This is a genomic window from Frigidibacter sp. MR17.24, from assembly GCF_037095655.1.
In the GTDB taxonomy this organism is placed as follows: Bacteria; Pseudomonadota; Alphaproteobacteria; order Rhodobacterales; family Rhodobacteraceae; genus Frigidibacter.
The window spans coordinates 63,311-80,514 of sequence record NZ_JBAWKE010000004.1; the positions used below are offsets into that span (position 1 = coordinate 63,311).

General features: G+C 70.4%; 16 protein-coding genes. 10 read left to right on the top strand and 6 right to left on the bottom strand.

What is annotated here, in order from left to right; genetic code table 11:
- The first annotated feature begins 45 nt into the window (after positions 1 to 45).
- The 9 genes from V8J39_RS14680 to pdeM all read left to right on the top strand — a co-directional run bounded on the left by V8J39_RS14680 (position 46) and on the right by pdeM (position 10,118).
- Positions 46 to 1,509, top strand: a complete 1,464-nt coding sequence (locus tag V8J39_RS14680) for a CpaF family protein (protein WP_336461681.1) — start codon at positions 46 to 48, stop codon at positions 1,507 to 1,509.
- Positions 1,510 to 1,521: 12 nt separating this feature from the next.
- Complete coding sequence (locus V8J39_RS14685; RefSeq protein ID WP_336461682.1) at positions 1,522 to 2,490, top strand: type II secretion system F family protein; 969 nt, start codon at positions 1,522 to 1,524, stop codon at positions 2,488 to 2,490.
- A gap of 3 nt (positions 2,491 to 2,493) precedes the next feature.
- Positions 2,494 to 3,474, top strand: a complete 981-nt coding sequence (locus V8J39_RS14690; protein WP_336461683.1) for a type II secretion system F family protein — start codon at positions 2,494 to 2,496, stop codon at positions 3,472 to 3,474.
- A 31-nt stretch (positions 3,475 to 3,505) separates the two neighbouring features.
- Positions 3,506 to 4,069 (top strand): tetratricopeptide repeat protein, encoded by a 564-nt coding sequence (locus V8J39_RS14695; protein WP_336461684.1) that lies wholly within the window; start codon positions 3,506 to 3,508, stop codon positions 4,067 to 4,069.
- 25 nt (positions 4,070 to 4,094) lie between these two features.
- Entirely contained in the window at positions 4,095 to 4,970 is an 876-nt protein-coding gene (locus V8J39_RS14700) for a tetratricopeptide repeat protein (protein WP_336461685.1), read from the top strand.
- A 5-nt stretch (positions 4,971 to 4,975) separates the two neighbouring features.
- Positions 4,976 to 5,503, top strand: a complete 528-nt coding sequence (locus V8J39_RS14705) for a prepilin peptidase (RefSeq protein WP_336461686.1) — start codon at positions 4,976 to 4,978, stop codon at positions 5,501 to 5,503.
- 172 nt (positions 5,504 to 5,675) lie between these two features.
- Positions 5,676 to 6,938, top strand: coding sequence for an ATPase (locus V8J39_RS14710; RefSeq protein WP_442902602.1), 1,263 nt, complete (start codon positions 5,676 to 5,678; stop codon positions 6,936 to 6,938).
- Positions 6,939 to 6,979: 41 nt separating this feature from the next.
- Positions 6,980 to 9,382 (top strand): ligase-associated DNA damage response DEXH box helicase, encoded by a 2,403-nt coding sequence (locus tag V8J39_RS14715; protein ID WP_336461688.1) that lies wholly within the window; start codon positions 6,980 to 6,982, stop codon positions 9,380 to 9,382.
- A 34-nt stretch (positions 9,383 to 9,416) separates the two neighbouring features.
- Positions 9,417 to 10,118, top strand: coding sequence for a ligase-associated DNA damage response endonuclease PdeM (gene pdeM / locus V8J39_RS14720; protein WP_336461689.1), 702 nt, complete (start codon positions 9,417 to 9,419; stop codon positions 10,116 to 10,118).
- Here pdeM and V8J39_RS14725 read toward each other — a convergent pair.
- Positions 10,072 to 10,890, bottom strand: coding sequence for a LytTR family DNA-binding domain-containing protein (locus tag V8J39_RS14725; RefSeq protein ID WP_336461690.1), 819 nt, complete (start codon positions 10,888 to 10,890; stop codon positions 10,072 to 10,074). The genes pdeM and V8J39_RS14725 overlap by 47 nt on opposite strands.
- Before the next feature lie 112 nt (positions 10,891 to 11,002).
- Between V8J39_RS14725 and V8J39_RS14730 the strand changes: the two genes are divergently transcribed.
- Entirely contained in the window at positions 11,003 to 11,428 is a 426-nt protein-coding gene (locus V8J39_RS14730) for a PaaI family thioesterase (protein ID WP_336461691.1), read from the top strand.
- A 1-nt stretch (position 11,429) separates the two neighbouring features.
- Here V8J39_RS14730 and folD read toward each other — a convergent pair whose 3' ends face one another.
- From folD to tilS, 5 genes are all read right to left on the bottom strand, one after another.
- The gene (folD, locus tag V8J39_RS14735; protein ID WP_336461692.1) at positions 11,430 to 12,326 is read right to left on the bottom strand and encodes a bifunctional methylenetetrahydrofolate dehydrogenase/methenyltetrahydrofolate cyclohydrolase FolD; all 897 of its coding nucleotides are present in this window, start codon (positions 12,324 to 12,326) and stop codon (positions 11,430 to 11,432) included.
- A gap of 45 nt (positions 12,327 to 12,371) precedes the next feature.
- The gene (locus V8J39_RS14740; protein ID WP_336461693.1) at positions 12,372 to 12,668 is read right to left on the bottom strand and encodes a chorismate mutase; all 297 of its coding nucleotides are present in this window, start codon (positions 12,666 to 12,668) and stop codon (positions 12,372 to 12,374) included.
- A 403-nt stretch (positions 12,669 to 13,071) separates the two neighbouring features.
- Positions 13,072 to 13,875, bottom strand: coding sequence for a methyltransferase domain-containing protein (locus V8J39_RS14745; protein ID WP_336461694.1), 804 nt, complete (start codon positions 13,873 to 13,875; stop codon positions 13,072 to 13,074).
- Between the two features lie 11 nt (positions 13,876 to 13,886).
- On the bottom strand, positions 13,887 to 15,800 hold the full coding sequence (ftsH, locus tag V8J39_RS14750) for an ATP-dependent zinc metalloprotease FtsH (protein ID WP_336461695.1): 1,914 nt from the start codon (positions 15,798 to 15,800) through the stop codon (positions 13,887 to 13,889).
- A 132-nt stretch (positions 15,801 to 15,932) separates the two neighbouring features.
- Positions 15,933 to 17,201, bottom strand: a complete 1,269-nt coding sequence (gene tilS / locus V8J39_RS14755) for a tRNA lysidine(34) synthetase TilS (RefSeq protein WP_336461696.1) — start codon at positions 17,199 to 17,201, stop codon at positions 15,933 to 15,935.
- Positions 17,202 to 17,204 lie beyond the last annotated feature (3 nt).

Below are 17,204 nucleotides of genomic sequence, written 5' to 3' on the forward strand. Positions count from 1 at the left end.
GATCGCCCCCGACGCCCCGAGCAGGCCCACGAGATAGGTTCGACCATGTTTTCGCGCTACAAGAAGCCCACGACGCCCGCCCCTGCCCCCGCCGCGCCGACCATGGCGCCCGCAGCCCAGGTGCAGGCGCCGCCGGCCAGCACGCCGGTCGCCGCGCCGCCGCCCCGCGCCCAGGTCCAGCGCCGGCCCGATCTGCCGGGCGCCCCGGCGCAGGCGGTGGCCGCCGACAAGGAGAAGAAGCGCAAGGAACGGCTGTCGGACCTGAAGGTGCAGCTGCACAAGCGCCTGCTTGACGACCTCAACCTCTCGGCGCTGGAACACGCCACCGAAGCCGAGCTGCGGGCCGAGATCTCGGCCATCGCCTCGGAAGCGCTGGGCGAGATGTCGGTCGTGCTGAACAAGGACGAGCGCGCCGTCCTGAACCAGGACCTGTACGACGAGGTCATGGGCCTCGGCCCGCTCGAGCCGCTGCTGAAGGACGAGACCGTCAACGACATCCTGGTCAACGGCCCGCAGCAGATCTTCGTCGAACGCTCGGGCAAGCTCGAGCTGACCAGCATCACCTTCAAGGACGAACGCCACCTGCTGCGGATCATCGACAAGATCGTCTCGGCCGTGGGCCGGCGCGTCGATGAATCGAACCCCTATGTCGACGCCCGCCTGTCCGACGGCTCGCGCTTCAACGCCATGGTGCCGCCGGTCGCCGTCGACGGCTCGCTGGTCTCGATCCGGAAGTTCAAGAAAGAGAAGCTGGCGATCGACGACCTCGTGCGCTTCGGCGCCTTCACCGACGAGATGGCCGCCTACCTGCAGGCCGCTGTCGCGACCCGGCTGAACGTGATCGTCTCGGGCGGCACCGGCTCGGGCAAGACCACGACGCTGAACGCCCTGTCCTCGTTCATCGCCAATGACGAGCGGATCCTGACGATCGAGGACACGGCCGAACTTCAGCTGCAGCAGACCCATGTCGGACGGATGGAAAGCCGCCCCGCCAACGTCGAGGGCAAGGGCGCCGTCACCCAGCGCGACTGCCTCCGGAACGCGCTGCGGATGCGCCCCGACCGCATCATCGTCGGCGAGACCCGCGGCGAAGAGGTCATCGACATGCTGCAGGCGATGAACACCGGCCACGACGGCTCGATGACCACGATCCACGCGAACTCGGCCCGCGACGGCATCAGCCGGCTTGAGAACATGGTGGCGATGGCCGGGATCGAGATGCCGATCAAGGCCGTGCGCAGCCAGATCGCCAGCGCCGTCAACCTGATCGTGCAGGCCTCGCGCCTGCAGGACGGCTCGCGCCGGATGGTGTCGATCACCGAGGTGACGGGGATGGAGGGCGAGGTGATCTCGATGCAGGAGATCTTCCGCTACGAGCGTCTGGGCCTTGCCGGCGACGGCAAGATCATCGGTCGCTTCACCGCCACCGGCATCCGCTCGCATTACGCCGACCGCTTCCGCCAGTGGGGCTACGACCTGCCCGCGGCGATCTACGAACCCGCCCTGTAAGGATTAAGCGCCATGGTCCTCAGCGCCGCGCCGATCATCTACATCGTCATCTTCGTCGCGGTCCTGCTGGTGGTCGAGGGGCTCTATCTCCTCGTCTTCGGCAAGTCGATCAGCCTCAACAGCAAGGTCAACCGCCGGCTCGAGATGCTCGACAAGGGCGCCAAGCGCGACCAGGTGCTGGAACAGCTGCGCAAGGAGGCCAGCCAGCACCTGAGCACGAACGGCATCCCGCTGTATTCGCTGCTGGCGGCCAAGGCGCAGAAGGCCAACATCGCCTTCTCGCCGCGCCAGCTGCTGGTGGTGATGGCGGTGCTGAGCGTGCTGGCCTACCTGGGCCTGACCATCGGCACCTCGGCCGACCCGGCGGTGCGCACGCTTCTGGCGGTGCTGATGGGCGTCGGCGGCGTCTACATCTGGGTGAACAACAAGGCCAACAAGCGCATCGCGCTGATCGAGGAGCAGCTGCCCGACGCGATCGAGCTGATGGTGCGCAGCCTGCGCGTCGGCCACCCGTTCTCGGCCGCGGTGCAGATCGTCGCGCGCGAGGTCGCGGACCCGCTGGGCACCGAATTCGGCATGATCGCCGACGAGGCCGCCTATGGCCGCGACGTGACCGAAAGCCTGAAATCGCTGGCCGAACGCACCGACATGCAGGACCTGCGCTTCCTTGCCGTCGCGGTGACGATCCAGCAGCAGTCCGGCGGCAACCTGGCCGAGATCCTCGACGGCCTCGCGAAGGTGGTGCGCGCCCGCTTCCGCCTGTTCCGCCGCGTGAAGGCGATCACCGCCGAGGCGAAGTGGTCGGGCACCTTCCTGTCCGCCTTCCCGCTGGTGGCGCTGGTCGGCATCCAGGTGATGAAGCCCGACTATTACGACGGGGTGAAGGACAACGCGGCCTTCGTGCCGGTGGCGATCGGGGTCTTCGGGTTCCTCGCGCTCAACGTGCTGTTCATGAAGATCATGACGACGATCAAGGTGTAAGCGATGCTGACCCAACTCAACGATGCCATCGTCGCGCGCCTCGGGCCGCTCGGGCCGCTCTACGTGGTGGCCGGGCTCGGCCTGCTGCTGATCCTGTGCACGCTGCCGATCTTCCTTGGCCAGAAGGCCGATCCGCTGAAGAAGCTCAAGGACGAGGGCAGCGCCGCCCCCGGCCGCGGCGCCAAGGACGACCCGCGCCGGGCGCTGCGCACCGGCAAGACCGACAAGCTGCAGAAATTCGCCACCTTCCTCGAGCCGAAGTCCGAGGAGGAGATGGGCACGGCGCGGCTGAAGATGATGCGCGCCGGCTATCGCGGCAAGACCGCGGTGCGCACCTTCCACGCGATCCAGTTCGCCATCGCGATCTTCGCGCTGGTGATGGGCACGGCCTATGCGCTGATCGAATCGTCCAAGGGCGCGGTCACGCCGGCGCAGATGACGATGTACACGCTGCTGCCGGCCGCGCTCGGCTACTACCTGCCGCGCTACTGGCTCAACCGCCGCATCACCGAACGCCAGAAGCAGATGCAGAACGGCTTCCCCGACGCGCTCGACATGCTGCTGGTCTGCGTCGAGGCCGGCCAGTCGCTGGACCAGTCGATCATCCGCGTCGCCAAGGAGCTTCAGACCGGCTACCCGGCGCTGGCCGAGGAGTTCGAGATGGTCAGCTACGAGGTCAAGGCCGGCAAGGACAAGACCGCGGTGCTGAAGGCCTTCGCCGAGCGGTCGGGCCTGTCCGACATCGCCAGCTTCGTCACGGTGATGATCCAGTCGGCCCAGTTCGGCACCTCGATCGCCGAGGCGCTGCGGGTCTATGCCGCCGACATGCGCGACAAGCGGGTGATGCGGGCCGAGGAGCTGGCCAACAAGCTGCCGACCAAGATCACCCTGGGCACGATGCTGTTCACGGTGCCGCCGCTGCTGGTGATCCTTGTGGGTCCCTCGATCTTGTCTATCATCGAGATGTTCGCCACGCTGCAGTGACGCTGCGGGCCTTCCGAAGACCGAGGCTATCTTGCGCCACCGCGCCATCGCTTTCCTGGCCGTGCTGCCGCTGCTGGCCGCCTGCCAGATCTCTCCGGCCGCGCGCGGCACCAGCCCCTATGCGCCCGCCGGCGCGCCCCGCGACGGCGAGGCGGTGGATGGCCTGACCGTCGGCCACCGGCTGATGGAGGCGGGGGAATACAGCCTCGCGCTCGAGGCCTATTACCGGGCCGCGGCGGAACGGGGCACCAGCGTCGACGTGCTGTCGGCCATCGGCTCGGCCGACCTGCGGCTGGGGCGGCTTGGCCAGGCCGAGCAGATGCTGCGCCGCGCCATCGATGCCGACGAACGCTTCGTGCCGGCCTGGAACAACCTGGGCGTGGTGCTGATGGAAAAGGGCGAGGTGCCCGAGGCCAGCCGCGTCTTCCGCACCGCCTATGCGCTCGACAGTGGCAGTTCGGACGAGATCCGCGAAAATCTGCGCCTCGCTCTCGCACAGATGCAGGCCGCGCGCTATGATCCCCCGAAAGAACCGGCGGACTACAAGCTGGTGCGTCGCGGCTACGGGGAATACCTGCTGCTCGGCGCCAACTGAGGCAGAGAGCATAAGGATACGCGCCATGCGCCATCCCGTCATCGCGTCGCTGTGCCTTGGCGCGGCGGTCCTCGTCGCCGGCTGCGCCGAGCGCACCTCGGACGCCGAGGTCAAGCGCGCCGTCAAGCAGGCCGGCCTGGTCGAGGAAAACAACATCTCGGACATCATGCTGACCGTGGCCGACCCGGCCGAGGCGGTGTCCTATTTCACCCGCACGCTGGAAAGCCGGCCGGACGATGTCTCGGCCAAGCGCGGGCTCGCAGGCTCGCTGGTGCGCGCCAAGCGTCCGACCGAGGCGATCCGCCTGTGGACCGAGGTGGCCGACGGGCCCGGGGGCACCGCCGACGACCGCGTGCAGCTTGCCGATGCGCTGATCCGCGCCAACGAGTGGAAGCAGGCCGAGGCGCAGCTGAACCGGGTGCCGCCGACGCACGAGACCTACGAGCGCTATCGGCTCGAGGCGATGGTCGCCGACTACAACAAGCAGTGGAAGAAGGCCGACAGCTTCTACGAGACCGCCGCGGGCCTGACGACCCGGCCGGCCAACGTGCTGAACAACTGGGGCTATTCCAAGCTGAATCGCCGCGACTTCACCGGGGCGGAAAAGCTGTTCACCGAGGCGCTGACCTACGATCCGACGATGTTCACCGCCAAGAACAACCTGGTGATGGCGCGCGCCGGCCAGCGCCGCTATGACCTGCCGATCGTGCAGATGACGCAGGTCGAGAAGGCGATGCTGCTGTACACGGCGGCGCTGACCGCGATCAAGCAGGGCGACGTGCAGACCGGCCGCAGCCTGCTGCGCGAGGCCGTCGAGACCCATCCCCAGCATTTCGAGGAAGCCTCGCGCGCGCTCGAGGCGCTGGAGGGCAGCCCCGTCACCACCGTCTCGCAGGGCTGACGGCGGTGCTCGGGGTCTCGCCGCAGATCGCGGCCCTGGTGTTCCTGGTGCTGCTGGCGCCGGTCGCGTTCTACGTCTGCTGGACCGACCTGCGCTGGATGAAGATCCGCAACGCGACGGGGATGCTGATCCTGGCGATCTTCGCCGTCGCGGGGCTGCTGGTACTGCCGCCCGAGGTCTGGGCCTGGCGCTGGCTGAACTATGCCGTGGTGCTGGTGATCGGCTTCGTGCTGACGATCGGCGCCGGCATGGGCGCGGGCGATGCGAAATACGCAGCCGCCCTCGCCCCCTTCGTCGCGCCGGCCGACGCGGCGCTGCTGCTGCCGATCTTCACCGCCTTCCTGCTGGGCGCCTTCGCCGCCCACCGCGGGCTGCGCGCGCTGCCGGCCGCGCGGCGCGCGACGCCCGACTGGGTCAGCTGGCAACGCGGCGATTTCCCCATGGGCCTCGCGATCTCGGGCGCGATCCTGACCTATCTCGCGTTCGCGGCCTTCCCCGGGCTGCGCGACGCCTTCCTCGCGCTGCGCGGCTGACCCGCCGCGCCGTGACGCTTTCGCGGTTTGGTCATCTTCCTGCCCCGATGCTGGGTTTGATTGACGCGTGACATGTTCGGGGCCGCGTCGCTCCCCCGCCCCCAGCCCGCGAGTGCCCCCCGTGACCCTGCAGCAAAGTCCCCCCAGCTTCGCCCCCGTCTCGCCCCGCAGCATGGTCGAGACCGGCCTTGGCGAGGTGATGCTGCGCGACATCTTCCTCAAGACCATGTTCCGGATGAACCTGACGCTGGTTTCGGACATGGCGCGGATCTGCTGCGTCCAGCCCGCCATCGCGCAGGAGCTGATCGACCTGTGCCGCGGGCAGCGGCTGGTCGAGGCCATGGGCACGCTGCACGCGACCTCGGGCAACGAGATGGGCTATCAACTGACCGATGCCGGCAAGGCGCGCGCGCTCGACGCGCTGGCGCAGTCGGAATATTTCGGCGCCATGCCGGTGCCGCTCGCGCGCTACCGCGAGCAGGTCGCCCGCCAGTCGATCCGCAACATCACCATCACCCGCGACCGTCTGATGGATGCGATGGGGCACCTGATCCTGCCGCCCAAACTGCTTGACCAGCTGGGCCCGGCCGTCGGCTCTGGCCGGTCGATCCTGATGTACGGCCCGCCCGGCAACGGCAAGTCCTCGATCTCGAACGGGGTGCGCGACGCGATCGGCGAGCGGATCTATGTCCCGCGCGCGATCGAGTATTCCGGGCAGATCATCGCCGTCTACGACCCGATCGTGCACACTGCCGCCGAGGCCGCGATCGACGATCCGAACGCGCTGCGGCGCACCTCGGGGCGGTTCGACAACCGCTATGTCCATTGCGAACGTCCGACGGTGGTGACGGGGGGCGAGCTGTCGCTCGACATGCTGGACCTGACCTACAACCCCGTCGCGCGGACCTACACCGCGCCCTTGCAGCTGAAATCCTCGGGCGGGGTCTTCATCGTCGACGACCTCGGCCGCCAGGCCGAGCCGCCGCAGAAGCTGGTGAACCGCTGGATCGTGCCGCTGGAGGAAAACCGCGACATCCTTTCGCTGCAGTCGGGCGAGAAGTTCGAAGTGCCCTTCGACACGCTGGTGATCTTCTCTACCAACTTCCACCCCAACCAGATCTTCGACAAGGCGGCGCTGCGGCGGATCTTCTACAAGATCAAGATCGACGGGCCCGACCAGGAAGGCTTCCTGAAGATCTTCGCGATGATGGCGAAGAAAAAGGGCCTGCCGCTGGACCAGGCTTCGATCATCCACCTGCTGCGCAACAAGTATCCGTCGATCGGCAACGTCTATGCCAACTACCAGCCGGGCTTCCTGATCGACCAGATCCTGTCGATCTGCAAGTTCGAGCGGCTCGAGCCGCAGATGACGCCCGCGCTGATGGACCGCGCCTGGGCCAACATGTTCGTCGAGGACAGCGACATCGCGCATTGAGCGTGATGGCCGTGGCCGCCGCCGCGCCCTAGATAGGGGGCATGGATGCCCTGCCCGCCCCGATTTCCACCTGGTTCGCCGCCCGCGGCTGGGCGTTGCATCCGCATCAGGCCGAGATGCTCGCCCGCGCGCAGGACCCGGCCACGCTGCTGGTCGCGCCCACCGGCGGCGGCAAGACGCTTGCAGGATTTCTGCCGACGCTGGTCGATCTGGCCCGCGATCCGCGCCCCGGCTTGCACACACTCTACATATCGCCGCTGAAGGCGCTGGCGGCCGACATCCGCCGCAACCTGACCGGCCCGGTCGAACAGATGGGGCTGGCGATCCGGGTCGAGGACCGTACCGGCGACACCCCCTCGGGTCGCCGGCGGGCGCAAAGGGCGGACCCGCCGCAGATCCTGCTGACCACGCCCGAGAGCCTCGCGCTGATGCTGAGCTATGAGGATGCGCCGCGGATCTTCGCGGGGCTGCGGCGGGTGGTGGTCGACGAGATCCACGCGCTGGCGGAATCGAAGCGCGGCGACCAGCTGACGCTGGGGCTGGCGCGGCTGGCGCGGCTGGCGCCCGGGCTGCGGCGCGTCGGCCTGTCGGCGACGGTCGAGGATCCGCCGGCCCTGGCCCGGTTCCTGGCCGACGGCGACCGGCCCTGCGCGGTCCTGACCGCCGATCCCGGCCCCGATCCCGACATCGCCATGCTCGACACCGCCGAGCCGCCGCCCTGGGCCGGCGGCGGTGGCCGCCACGCGATCCCCGACATCCTCGCGCAGGTCCGCCGCCACCGCACGACCTTGATCTTTCACAACACCAGGGCGCAGGCCGAACTGTTCTTCCACGCCCTGTGGTTGCAGAATGACGACAACCTGCCCATTGGCATCCACCACGGCTCGCTCGCGCGCGAGGCGCGGGAACGGGTCGAGGCGGCGATGGTCAGCGGCGCGCTGCGGGCGGTGGTCGCGACCGGGTCGCTCGACCTCGGGATCGACTGGGGCGATGTCGACCTCGTGATCCAGGTCGGCGCGCCGAAGAACGTCAAGCGGCTGGTGCAACGGATCGGGCGCGCCAATCACCGCTACAACGCGCCCTCGAAGGCGCTGCTGGTGCCGGCGAACCGGTTCGAGGTGATCGAGTGCCAGGCCGCGCTCGACGCGGTGCGCGCGCATGACCTCGACGGGATCCCGCGCGGCCCGGGGCCGCTCGATGTCCTGTGCCAGCACATCCTCGCCACCGCCTGCGCCGGCCCCTTCGTCGCGACCGAGCTTCTTGCCGAAATCCGATCCGCGGGGCCCTATGCCGGGCTGTCGCGGGCCACGTTCGATGACTGTCTCGACTTTTGCGCGACAGGTGGCTATGCGCTGCGCGCCTATGACCGCTGGCAGCGGATCCTCGAACGCGACGGACGCTGGCAGCTGCGCGACCCGCGCGCGGCCCGCGGGATCCGGATGAACCTGGGCACCATCGTCGACACCGAGAAGCTGAAGGTGCGCCTGCGGGGCCGCGGCGGCGCGCCGCTGGGCGAGGTCGAGGAGGGCTTCGCGGCCTCGCTCACCCCCGGTGACAGCTTCCTGATCGGCGGCGAGATCGTGCGGTTCGACGCGCTGCGCGAGCTCACGCTCGAGGTCAGCCGCGCCGCCACCCGCGAGCCGAAGATCGCGGTCTACGACGGCACCAAGTTCGCCGCCTCGACCGAGCTGATGGGCCGGACACTCGCGATCCTCAACCAGCCCGACCGCCAGCGCGCCCTGCCCGGGCCGATCCGCGACTGGGTCGCGCTGCAGGCCGAGGTCAGCGAGATGCCGTCGGCCGAGCGCCTGCTGGTCGAAAGCTTCCCCTACGAGGGGCGCGAGCATCTGGCGATCTGGTCCTTCGCCGGGCGCAATGCGCAGCAGACGCTGGGCCTTCTGGTCACCAAGCGGATGGAGGAGGCGGGGCTCGCGCCGCTGGGCTTCGTCGCCACAGACTACGCGACGCTGGTCTGGGGGCTGGAGCGCACGCACGATCTTGCCCCGCTGCTGGACGCGGGCGCGCTGCACGACGGGCTGGACAGCTGGCTGGCGGCGAACGCGCTGATGAAGCGCGCCTTCCGCGAGGTGGCGCAGATCGGCGGCCTGATCGAGCGCAACCTGCCCGGCCAGCGCCGCAGCGGCCGGCAGGCGACGTTTTCGACCGACATCCTCTACGACACCCTGCGCCGGCACGACCCCGACCACCTGTTCCTGCGAATCACCCGCGACGCCGCGCTCAGCGGCCTGGTCGATTTCGGCCGCATCGACGAGATGCTGACCCGCACCCGGGGCCGGCGCGACCTGCTGCGGCTGGACCGCGTGCCGCCGCTGGCCGCGCCGATGTTCCTGGAACGCGGCCGGGTGCCGATCGCCGGCGCCGGCCGCGAGCGGCTGCTGGCGGACGAGGCCGACCGGCTGATGATCGCCGCCGGTCTGGCTTGAGCCCGCGCGGCCGCGGGTCTAAGCCGGGCGGGCGATGAGTTTCCATGCCTTCACCCTGTCGGATGCGGCGCTGCAGGCCCGCGGCTCGGGCGCCCTCTGGTGGCCGGCCGAGGCGGTGCTGACGGTGTCGGACCTGCACCTGGGCAAGTCGGCCCGGATCGCGCGGCGCGGCGGCACGCTGCTGCCGCCCTACGAGACGCGCGAGACGCTGGCCCGGCTGGATGCCGAGATCGAGGCGCTGGACCCGGCGACCGTGGTCTGCCTTGGCGACAGCTTCGACGACCTGGCCGCCGCCGCGCTGCCCGATGACGAGGCCGGCTGGCTTGCGCGGCTGATGGCGGGCCGGCGCTGGATCTGGATCGAGGGCAACCACGACCCCGGCCCCCTGACCCTTGGCGGCACCCACCTGGCAGAGCTGCGCGCGGGACCGCTGGTGTTTCGCCACATCGCGCGGGCCGAACACAGCGCCGAGATTTCGGGGCATTACCACCCCAAGGCGCGGCTGCCGGGGGGCGGGTCGGCGCGGCCCTGCTTCCTGATCGACGGCGCGCGGGTGATCCTGCCGGCCTTCGGCTGCTATACCGGCGGGCTCGAGACCGGCGCGGCGGTGCTGGACGCGCTGATGGGGCCGCGCGCGGTGGCGGTGCTGTGCGGCCCGCGCGCGGTGGCGATGCCGATGCGCCCGGCGCTCAGCCGAAGCCCGCGGTCGCGACCGCGTCGCGGTAGTTTCGGCTGACCGGCACCTCGGCCCCGTCGACCATCACCAGCACCGTCCGGCCCGCGCGTCGTTCCAGCCCGCGCACCGAGTCCACCGCGACCCAGTGCGAGCGGTGGACCTGCAGCCCCTCGGTCGGGGCGGCCTCGGCCACGGCATCGGCAAAGCGCAGCAGGATCTTCGAGATGCCGTGCTCGGTATGGATCTCGACATGGTGGTTGAGCCCCGAGATCCGGATCAGCGCGCCCCGCTCGGGCTCGGGCAGGCGCCCGATCAGGCGCGACCCGCCGTCGGCCACCGGCTCGCCTTGGGAAACCGGCTCGTCCGCCGGGTGCGGCGCGTCCGCCGGCGAGGCCGCGCGCGGGACGGCGGGCGGCTCTGCCCCGTGCCTGTCGACCCCGAGCACCACGCGGATCGCCGACATGCCCAGCGATCCGACCAGCACGAAGCTTGCGAATTCGGCCGCCGTCGGCACCCCGCCGGCGCTGGCCATCGGCGAGATCAGCACCAGAAGCGGCGTGAATACCGCCATGTTCAGCACCGCGACGACCACGGCGCCGCGCCAGAACCCGGTGATCCCCAGCACCTCGCGCACGATGATGCGCACCGCCGCCCCCAGCCCGATCGCGGCCGCGACGACCAGCGGCCAGTAGATCAGCCGCACCGGCAGCGCCATGTCATGGTAGCTGCCGAAGGGCCCGGTCACCCCGGTGATGGTGGCGAGGATCAGCCAGACGTTCCGCGCCTTGCGCGATCCGACGACCTCTTTCCATTCTGCGAAGGCTCGGCCCACGTCGCGTTCCGAATTTCGACAACAGCAACAACTTATCCGCAGTGACGTGACGGAGCAATCGCCAGATTGTAACAGCCATGCAACGATTCCAGCGGGTTGCGGAGGACAGTTGATGCAGGATGACGCGTTGGTCGCGCGGATCGCGCAAAGCTTCGCCCGCCAGGCGATGATGGCGACCCTGGGCGCACGGCTGGTCGAGGTCGGCCCGGGGCGCGCGGTGATCGAGCTGCCGCTGGCGCCGCACCTGGGGCAGCAGCAGGGCTGGGCCCATGCCGGCGCCACCTTCGCCATCGGCGACAGCGCCGCGGGCTATGCCGCGCTCAGCCTGATGCCCGCCGAGCAGGAGGTCGTCACGATCGAGATGAAGATCAACCTGCTGGCGCCCGCGGTCGGCGACCGGCTGCTGGCCGAGGGGCGCGTGGTGCGCGCCGGCCGGCGGGTCAGCGTGGTCACCGCCGAGGTCTTCGCCGAGCGCGACGGCGCGCGCAAGGCGGTGGCATTGCTGCAGGGCACCACCACGGCGGTGCCCGCGGGCTGACTCAGGGGGTCAGCCCCTCGGGGTCGGGCAGGCCGTTCGCCCGGCAGCAGGCCGTGAGGGTGTTGGCCAGCAGGCAGGCGATGGTCATCGGCCCGACGCCGCCCGGCACCGGGGTGATCGCGCCGGCGGTGCGCACGGCGGTCTCGAACTCGACATCGCCGGTGAGCCTGGCCTTGCCGTCGACCTCGATCCGGTTGATGCCGACATCGATCACCGTCGCGCCGGGCTTGACCCAGTCGCCCTTGATCATGCCCGGGCGGCCGACGGCCGCGACAAGGATGTCGGCGCCGCGGCAGACCTGGGCCAGGTCGCGGGTGCGGCTGTGGGCGACGGTGACGGTGCAGCTTTCGTTCAGCAGCAGCTGCGCCATCGGCTTGCCGACGATGTTCGACCTGCCCACGACCACCGCGTTCAGCCCCGCGAGCGATCCCAGGTGGTCGCGCAGCATCATCAGGCAGCCAAGCGGGGTGCAGGGCACCATCGCCTTCTGCCCGGTGCCCAGAAGCCCGACGTTCAGGATGTGGAAGCCGTCGGCATCCTTGGCCGGGTCGATCGCGTTGATGACCTTGGTCGCGTCCATGTGCGCCGGCAGCGGCAGCTGCACGAGGATGCCATGCACCGCGGGATCGGCGTTCAGCCGCGCGACCAGGTCCGCCAGCTCGGCCTCGGGCGTCTCGGCCGGCAGCTTGTGCTCGAAGCTCGCCATCCCGACCTCGACGGTCTGGCGCCCCTTGTTGCGCACGTAGACCTGGCTTGCCGGATCCTCGCCGACCAGCACCACCGCGAGACCCGGCGTGATGCCGTGATCGGCCTTCAGCCGCGCCACCTGCGCCCCGATGCGCCCGCGCAGGCCGGCCGCGAAGGCCTTGCCGTCGATGATCGCCGCCTGTCCGCTCATGCCCGTCTCCTTCGACATCGGCTTCGTCCCCCGCGCCCGCGGCGCCTATTCGCGGCCCAGCACGCGCTCTTCGCGCGCGATGAACCCATCCATCATGACCCGCCAGATCCGCTCGGCCACGCCCGCGTCCAGCCCCGAGGCGCCGGCATGGGCGCGGACCTTGGCGACCACGTCCTCGACCCGGGTCTCGATCCGCGCGGGCAGGCCCTCGCCGGGCTTCAGCTCGATCGCGCGGTCGATCATGGTCTGGCGGCGCGACAGGATCTCGACCAGGCTGCGGTCGATCGCGTCGATCTCGGCCCTCAGCTCGGCCATGGTCGCGATGTCGCGCGCATCCTTCATGAGATCTCCCCCGGGGTCGGTGACGGCTTTGGCGGTCTGATGCCCTGTTTGCGCGGCCGTCTCAAGACCCGAGCACCGCCGCACCAGCCCATAGCGCCCGTCGCGGCGGTTCGGAGGGCGCCAAGCGGCATCCCGCAGCGCCGAACCGGCATCGGCGGAACCCTGCCGCCACATTCGCGTTGACTGCACAAGAGACTTGCAACTGCGGGAGACGACAATGCGTGCCGCCACCATCGCGATCAACCTTGGCTTCGGCCTCGGCCTGGCCATTGCCTCGACGGTGCTCGTCCTCGTCTGAGACGACGCCACCTGACGCCGACCGACGCGCCGCCCCCTGCCCCGGGGCGGCGTGTCGCGTTCGGGGGATCGGCCTTCGCGCCCGTGCGGCAGACGGTGCCGCGGCTCAGGCGGCAAGCGTCGAGAGCACGAGGAACAGGCGGCGGAACGGGAAGATCACCGCACCGTCGACCTCGACCGGGTAGGCGGCGGCAAGCGCCTCGTCATAGCGGCGCAGGAAGCGCGCGCGCTCGGCCTCGTCCAGCCGGTCCAGAACCGGGCGCAGCGCCGTCGATTCGGTGAAACGGCGCACCGGATGGCCCTCTCCCCCGGCCGCGGGCGTCAGGCGCTGAAGGTATTCGGTTTCCCAGATGTCGAGCAGGCCGAGCGGATTCAGCACCCGCTGATAATCCAGCGCCACGCCGACCGGCGGCTGCCAGTCGGCATAGTCGAACCGGTCGGGGAACATGTCGGCGGCGAATTCGCGCAGGAACCGGTGCGAGGGCGCGGCGTGCTGGCGCGGCATCTGCACCGCAAGAACGCCGCCCGGCGCAAGCTCGCCCACCAGCTCGGGCAGCAGCCGCTCGTGGTCGGGCAGCCATTGCAGCGCGGCATTCGAGAAGATCAGCGCGACCGGGCCGTCGGCCTGCCACCGCGCCGCGTCGACCTGCACCAGCCGGCCATAGGCGCCGGTGGCGCGCGCCCGCTCGAGCATGGACGACGAGGTGTCGATCCCGGTCAGGACGCGCCCGGCGAAGCGGGCGGCCAAGGCCGGGCCGACGGCGCCCGATCCGCAGCCCAGATCGACGATGCTGCCCTCGGGCAGCGCGCCGACCCGCGCCATCAGGTCAAGCGCGGGACGCAGCCGCAGGTCGCGGAACCGGCCATAGGCCTCGGGGCTCCAGTCCCCGGCTGCATCCTTCGCCTTCATCGGGGTCGGGCTCAGGCCATCGGCTCGGGCTCGAGCCCGCCGTCGCCGCCCTTGGTGATCTTCGGCTTGGTCACCTTGGGGATCGCGGGCATCGCCGTCGACCCGGTCGAGGACGACCCGTCGTCGTCATCGCCAAGCGCCTCGCCGCGCATGACCTTCTTGATCTCCTCGCCCGTCAGCGTCTCGTATTCGAGAAGCCCCTGGGCCAGGCGCTCGAAGGCCTCGGCATTGTCGATCAGCAGCTGGCGGGCGTTGACATAGCCCTCTTCGATCAGGCCCTTCACCTCTTCCTCGATCAGCTCCTTGGTGTGAGCCGAGACCGAGAAGCCGCCGGTGTTGCCCTGATAGCCCTCGTGGGCCTCGGCATAATCGATGTTGCCGACCTTGTCGGACATGCCCCAGCGCATGACCATGGCGCGGGCGAGCGCCGAGGCCTGCTGGATGTCGCCCGCGGGGCCGTTCGACACGCCCTCCTCGCCGTACTTGATGATTTCCGCGGCCTTGCCGGCCATGGTCATCGCCAGCTTCTGGCGCGCCTCGTCCTTGTGGAAGTTCAGCCGGTCCATCTCGGGCAGCGAGACCACCATCCCCAGCGCGCCGCCGCGCGGGATGATCGTGGCCTTGTAGACCGGATCGCATTTCGGCAGCAGCAGGCCGACGATGGCGTGCCCCGCCTCGTGATAGGCGGTCTTTTCCTTCTGGTCGTCGGTGAGGACGAGCGAGCGGCGTTCCACCCCCATCATCACCTTGTCCTTCGCATTCTCGAAATCTTCCATCGAGACGAAGCGGCGCCCGACGCGCGCGGCCATCAGCGCGGCCTCGTTCACGAGGTTCATCAGATCGGCGCCCGAGAAGCCCGGCGTGCCGCGCGCGATCAGGCGCAGGTCGACGTTCGGGCCCAGCGGCACCTTGCGGGCGTGGACGTTGAGGATCTTTTCCCGGCCCTTGATGTCGGGGTTCGGCACGTGGATCTGGCGGTCGAAGCGGCCCGGGCGCAGCAGCGCGGGGTCGAGCACGTCGCGACGGTTGGTCGCGGCGACGATGATGATGCCCTCGTTGGCCTCGAAGCCGTCCATCTCGACCAGCAGCTGGTTCAGCGTCTGCTCGCGCTCGTCGTTGCCGCCGCCGAAGCCGACGCCGCGCGAGCGGCCGACCGCGTCGATCTCGTCGATGAAGACGATGCAGGGGGCGTTCTTCTTGGCCTGCTCGAACATGTCGCGCACGCGGCTGGCGCCGACGCCCACGAACATCTCGACGAAGTCAGAGCCCGAGATGGTGAAGAACGGCACGCCCGCCTCGCCGGCGATGGCGCGGGCGAGAAGCGTCTTGCCGGTGCCCGGGGGGCCGACCAGCAGCGCACCCTTGGGGATCTTGCCGCCGAGGCGGCTGAATTTCTGCGGATTGCGCAGGAATTCGACGATCTCTTCCAGCTCTTCCTTCGCCTCGTCGATGCCGGCGACATCGTCGAAGGTGACCCGGCCCTGCTTTTCGGTCAGCAGCTTGGCGCGCGACTTGCCAAAGCCCATCGCGCCGCCGCGGCCACCGCCCTGCATGCGGTTCATGAAGAAGATCCAGATGCCGATCAGCAGCAGGAACGGCAGCCAGAGCGAGAGCATGGACAGGAAGCCCGACTGCTCCTGCTTCTCGACCGTGACCTCGACGTTCTGCGAAATCAGCTTGTCGGCGAGTTCCTCGCCCTCGGGCCGGACGGTGGTGTAGGTCTGCCCGTCCTTGCCGCGCAGGATGACCTGCTCGCCGTCGAGCCTGACGCTCGCCACCTCGCCGTTGTCGACCCGGTTGATGAATTCCGAATAGCTGAGCGTGCGCGCATTCATGGTGCTCTGCCCGCCCGAGAACAGGTTGAACAGCGCCAGAATGAGCAAGAAAAGCACGACCCAGAAGGCGATGTTACGCGCGTTTCCCAAGGGGAGACCTCCATGACTCTGCGCGCGCGAGGCCGCTTGCCGACGGTCCGGGCGCACGAAGCACAAAATAGGGATTTGGTCGCCGGGTTCAATGCGTCATTGCCGCGGTCTCGGGTCAGTGATCCTGTCGCGTCACGCGGGTGACGCGGCGGCACCCGGCCCGTAGAGGCCCGCGGGCGGCACCAGCAGCGTCGCGCGCCACCCGGCCGAGGGCACGAGCGTCGGCGCGGCCAGCAGCCGGTCGCCCAGCCAGACGCCGGGATCGGCCACCGCCACGGCATGGGGCCGGCCCGCCGCGCGCCAGTCCGCCAGCTGCAAAAGCCCCTCGGGGCCCAGGGCGCGGATCTCGGCCCCCGGCTCTGCCATCCCCGCCTCAGGCAGCCCCGCCTCAGGACCTTCAAGGCGCCAGCGCCCGTCCCAGGTGGCGCCCGGCGCGGCGACAAGGCCCGCGACGGCGGCAGCCTCGCGCGCAAGGCGCAGCCGGCGCCCGCCGATGACCAGCGCCCCCGCCAGCGTGCAGCGCCCGCCGGCGAGCGCGGTCGCCAGCGCGGCCTCGGCCTGCGCGGCGCGGGGGCGGTAGTCGGCGGGCGCGACGAACAGCAGCGCGCGCGAGAACAGCCGCAGCCGCGTCTCGGCCGGCGCCGCGGCAAGCGCGGCCGCATCGAGCGTCACGTCGCCCGCCTCGATCCGCGCGGCGCGGCGGGCCAGCGCGTCGGCGGCGGCCTCGAGCACCTCGCGGGCCGCGGCCATCCGCGCGGCGGTCGCGGCCAGCGTGGCGGTGTCGATCCCCAGCGCGGCCAGCGCGGGCAGCGCCTGACGCATCCGCACCCGCGCATAGGCCGTGTCGTCGTTCGACGGGTCCTCGACCCAGGGGATCGCGCGGGCGCGCAGCCAGTCGCGCAGCTCGTCCCGCCCGACCTGCAGCAGCGGGCGCCACCAGCTGAGCCCGCCCGCGCGCCGGCAGCCCGCCATGGCCGACAGCCCGTCGACGCCCGACCCGCGCGCAAGGCGCATCAGCAGCGTCTCGGCCTGGTCGTCGCGGGTGTGGCCCAGCGTGACATCCGCCAGCCCCCTGCCCCGCGCCCAGCCCGCGAGCGCGTCGGTGCGCCCGCGCCGCGCGGCATCGGGCAGGTTGCCGCGGCCATCCCAGCGCCAAGGCAGCGTGTCATGCGGCAGGCCCAGCGCGGCACAGGCGCGGGCGACGCCCGCCGCCTCGGCCGCGGCCTCGGGGCGCAGGCCGTGGTCGACGGTGGCCACGGCAAGATCCGGCCCGCCCTGCGCGCGCCACTCCGCCAGAAGGTGCAGCAGCGCGACGGAATCGCCGCCCCCCGAAACGGCGACGCCCAGGGCCTGCGGGACCCCGGGCGCGAAACCGGTGCGAAGGGCGGAGGCGGGATCCACCGC

Coding starts and splice junctions, on each gene's coding strand:
- V8J39_RS14740 (WP_336461693.1), bottom strand. CDS start 12,668: ATGAAGGATGCGCGCGACATCGCGACCATGGCCGAGCTGAGGGCCGAG.
- V8J39_RS14690 (WP_336461683.1), top strand. CDS start 2,494: ATGCTGACCCAACTCAACGATGCCATCGTCGCGCGCCTCGGGCCGCTC.
- V8J39_RS14685 (WP_336461682.1), top strand. CDS start 1,522: ATGGTCCTCAGCGCCGCGCCGATCATCTACATCGTCATCTTCGTCGCG.
- V8J39_RS14710 (WP_442902602.1), top strand. CDS start 5,676: ATGGTCGAGACCGGCCTTGGCGAGGTGATGCTGCGCGACATCTTCCTC.
- folD (WP_336461692.1), bottom strand. CDS start 12,326: ATGAGCGGACAGGCGGCGATCATCGACGGCAAGGCCTTCGCGGCCGGC.
- V8J39_RS14680 (WP_336461681.1), top strand. CDS start 46: ATGTTTTCGCGCTACAAGAAGCCCACGACGCCCGCCCCTGCCCCCGCC.
- V8J39_RS14700 (WP_336461685.1), top strand. CDS start 4,095: ATGCGCCATCCCGTCATCGCGTCGCTGTGCCTTGGCGCGGCGGTCCTC.
- V8J39_RS14745 (WP_336461694.1), bottom strand. CDS start 13,875: ATGAAGGCGAAGGATGCAGCCGGGGACTGGAGCCCCGAGGCCTATGGC.
- V8J39_RS14730 (WP_336461691.1), top strand. CDS start 11,003: ATGCAGGATGACGCGTTGGTCGCGCGGATCGCGCAAAGCTTCGCCCGC.
- pdeM (WP_336461689.1), top strand. CDS start 9,417: ATGAGTTTCCATGCCTTCACCCTGTCGGATGCGGCGCTGCAGGCCCGC.
- V8J39_RS14715 (WP_336461688.1), top strand. CDS start 6,980: ATGGATGCCCTGCCCGCCCCGATTTCCACCTGGTTCGCCGCCCGCGGC.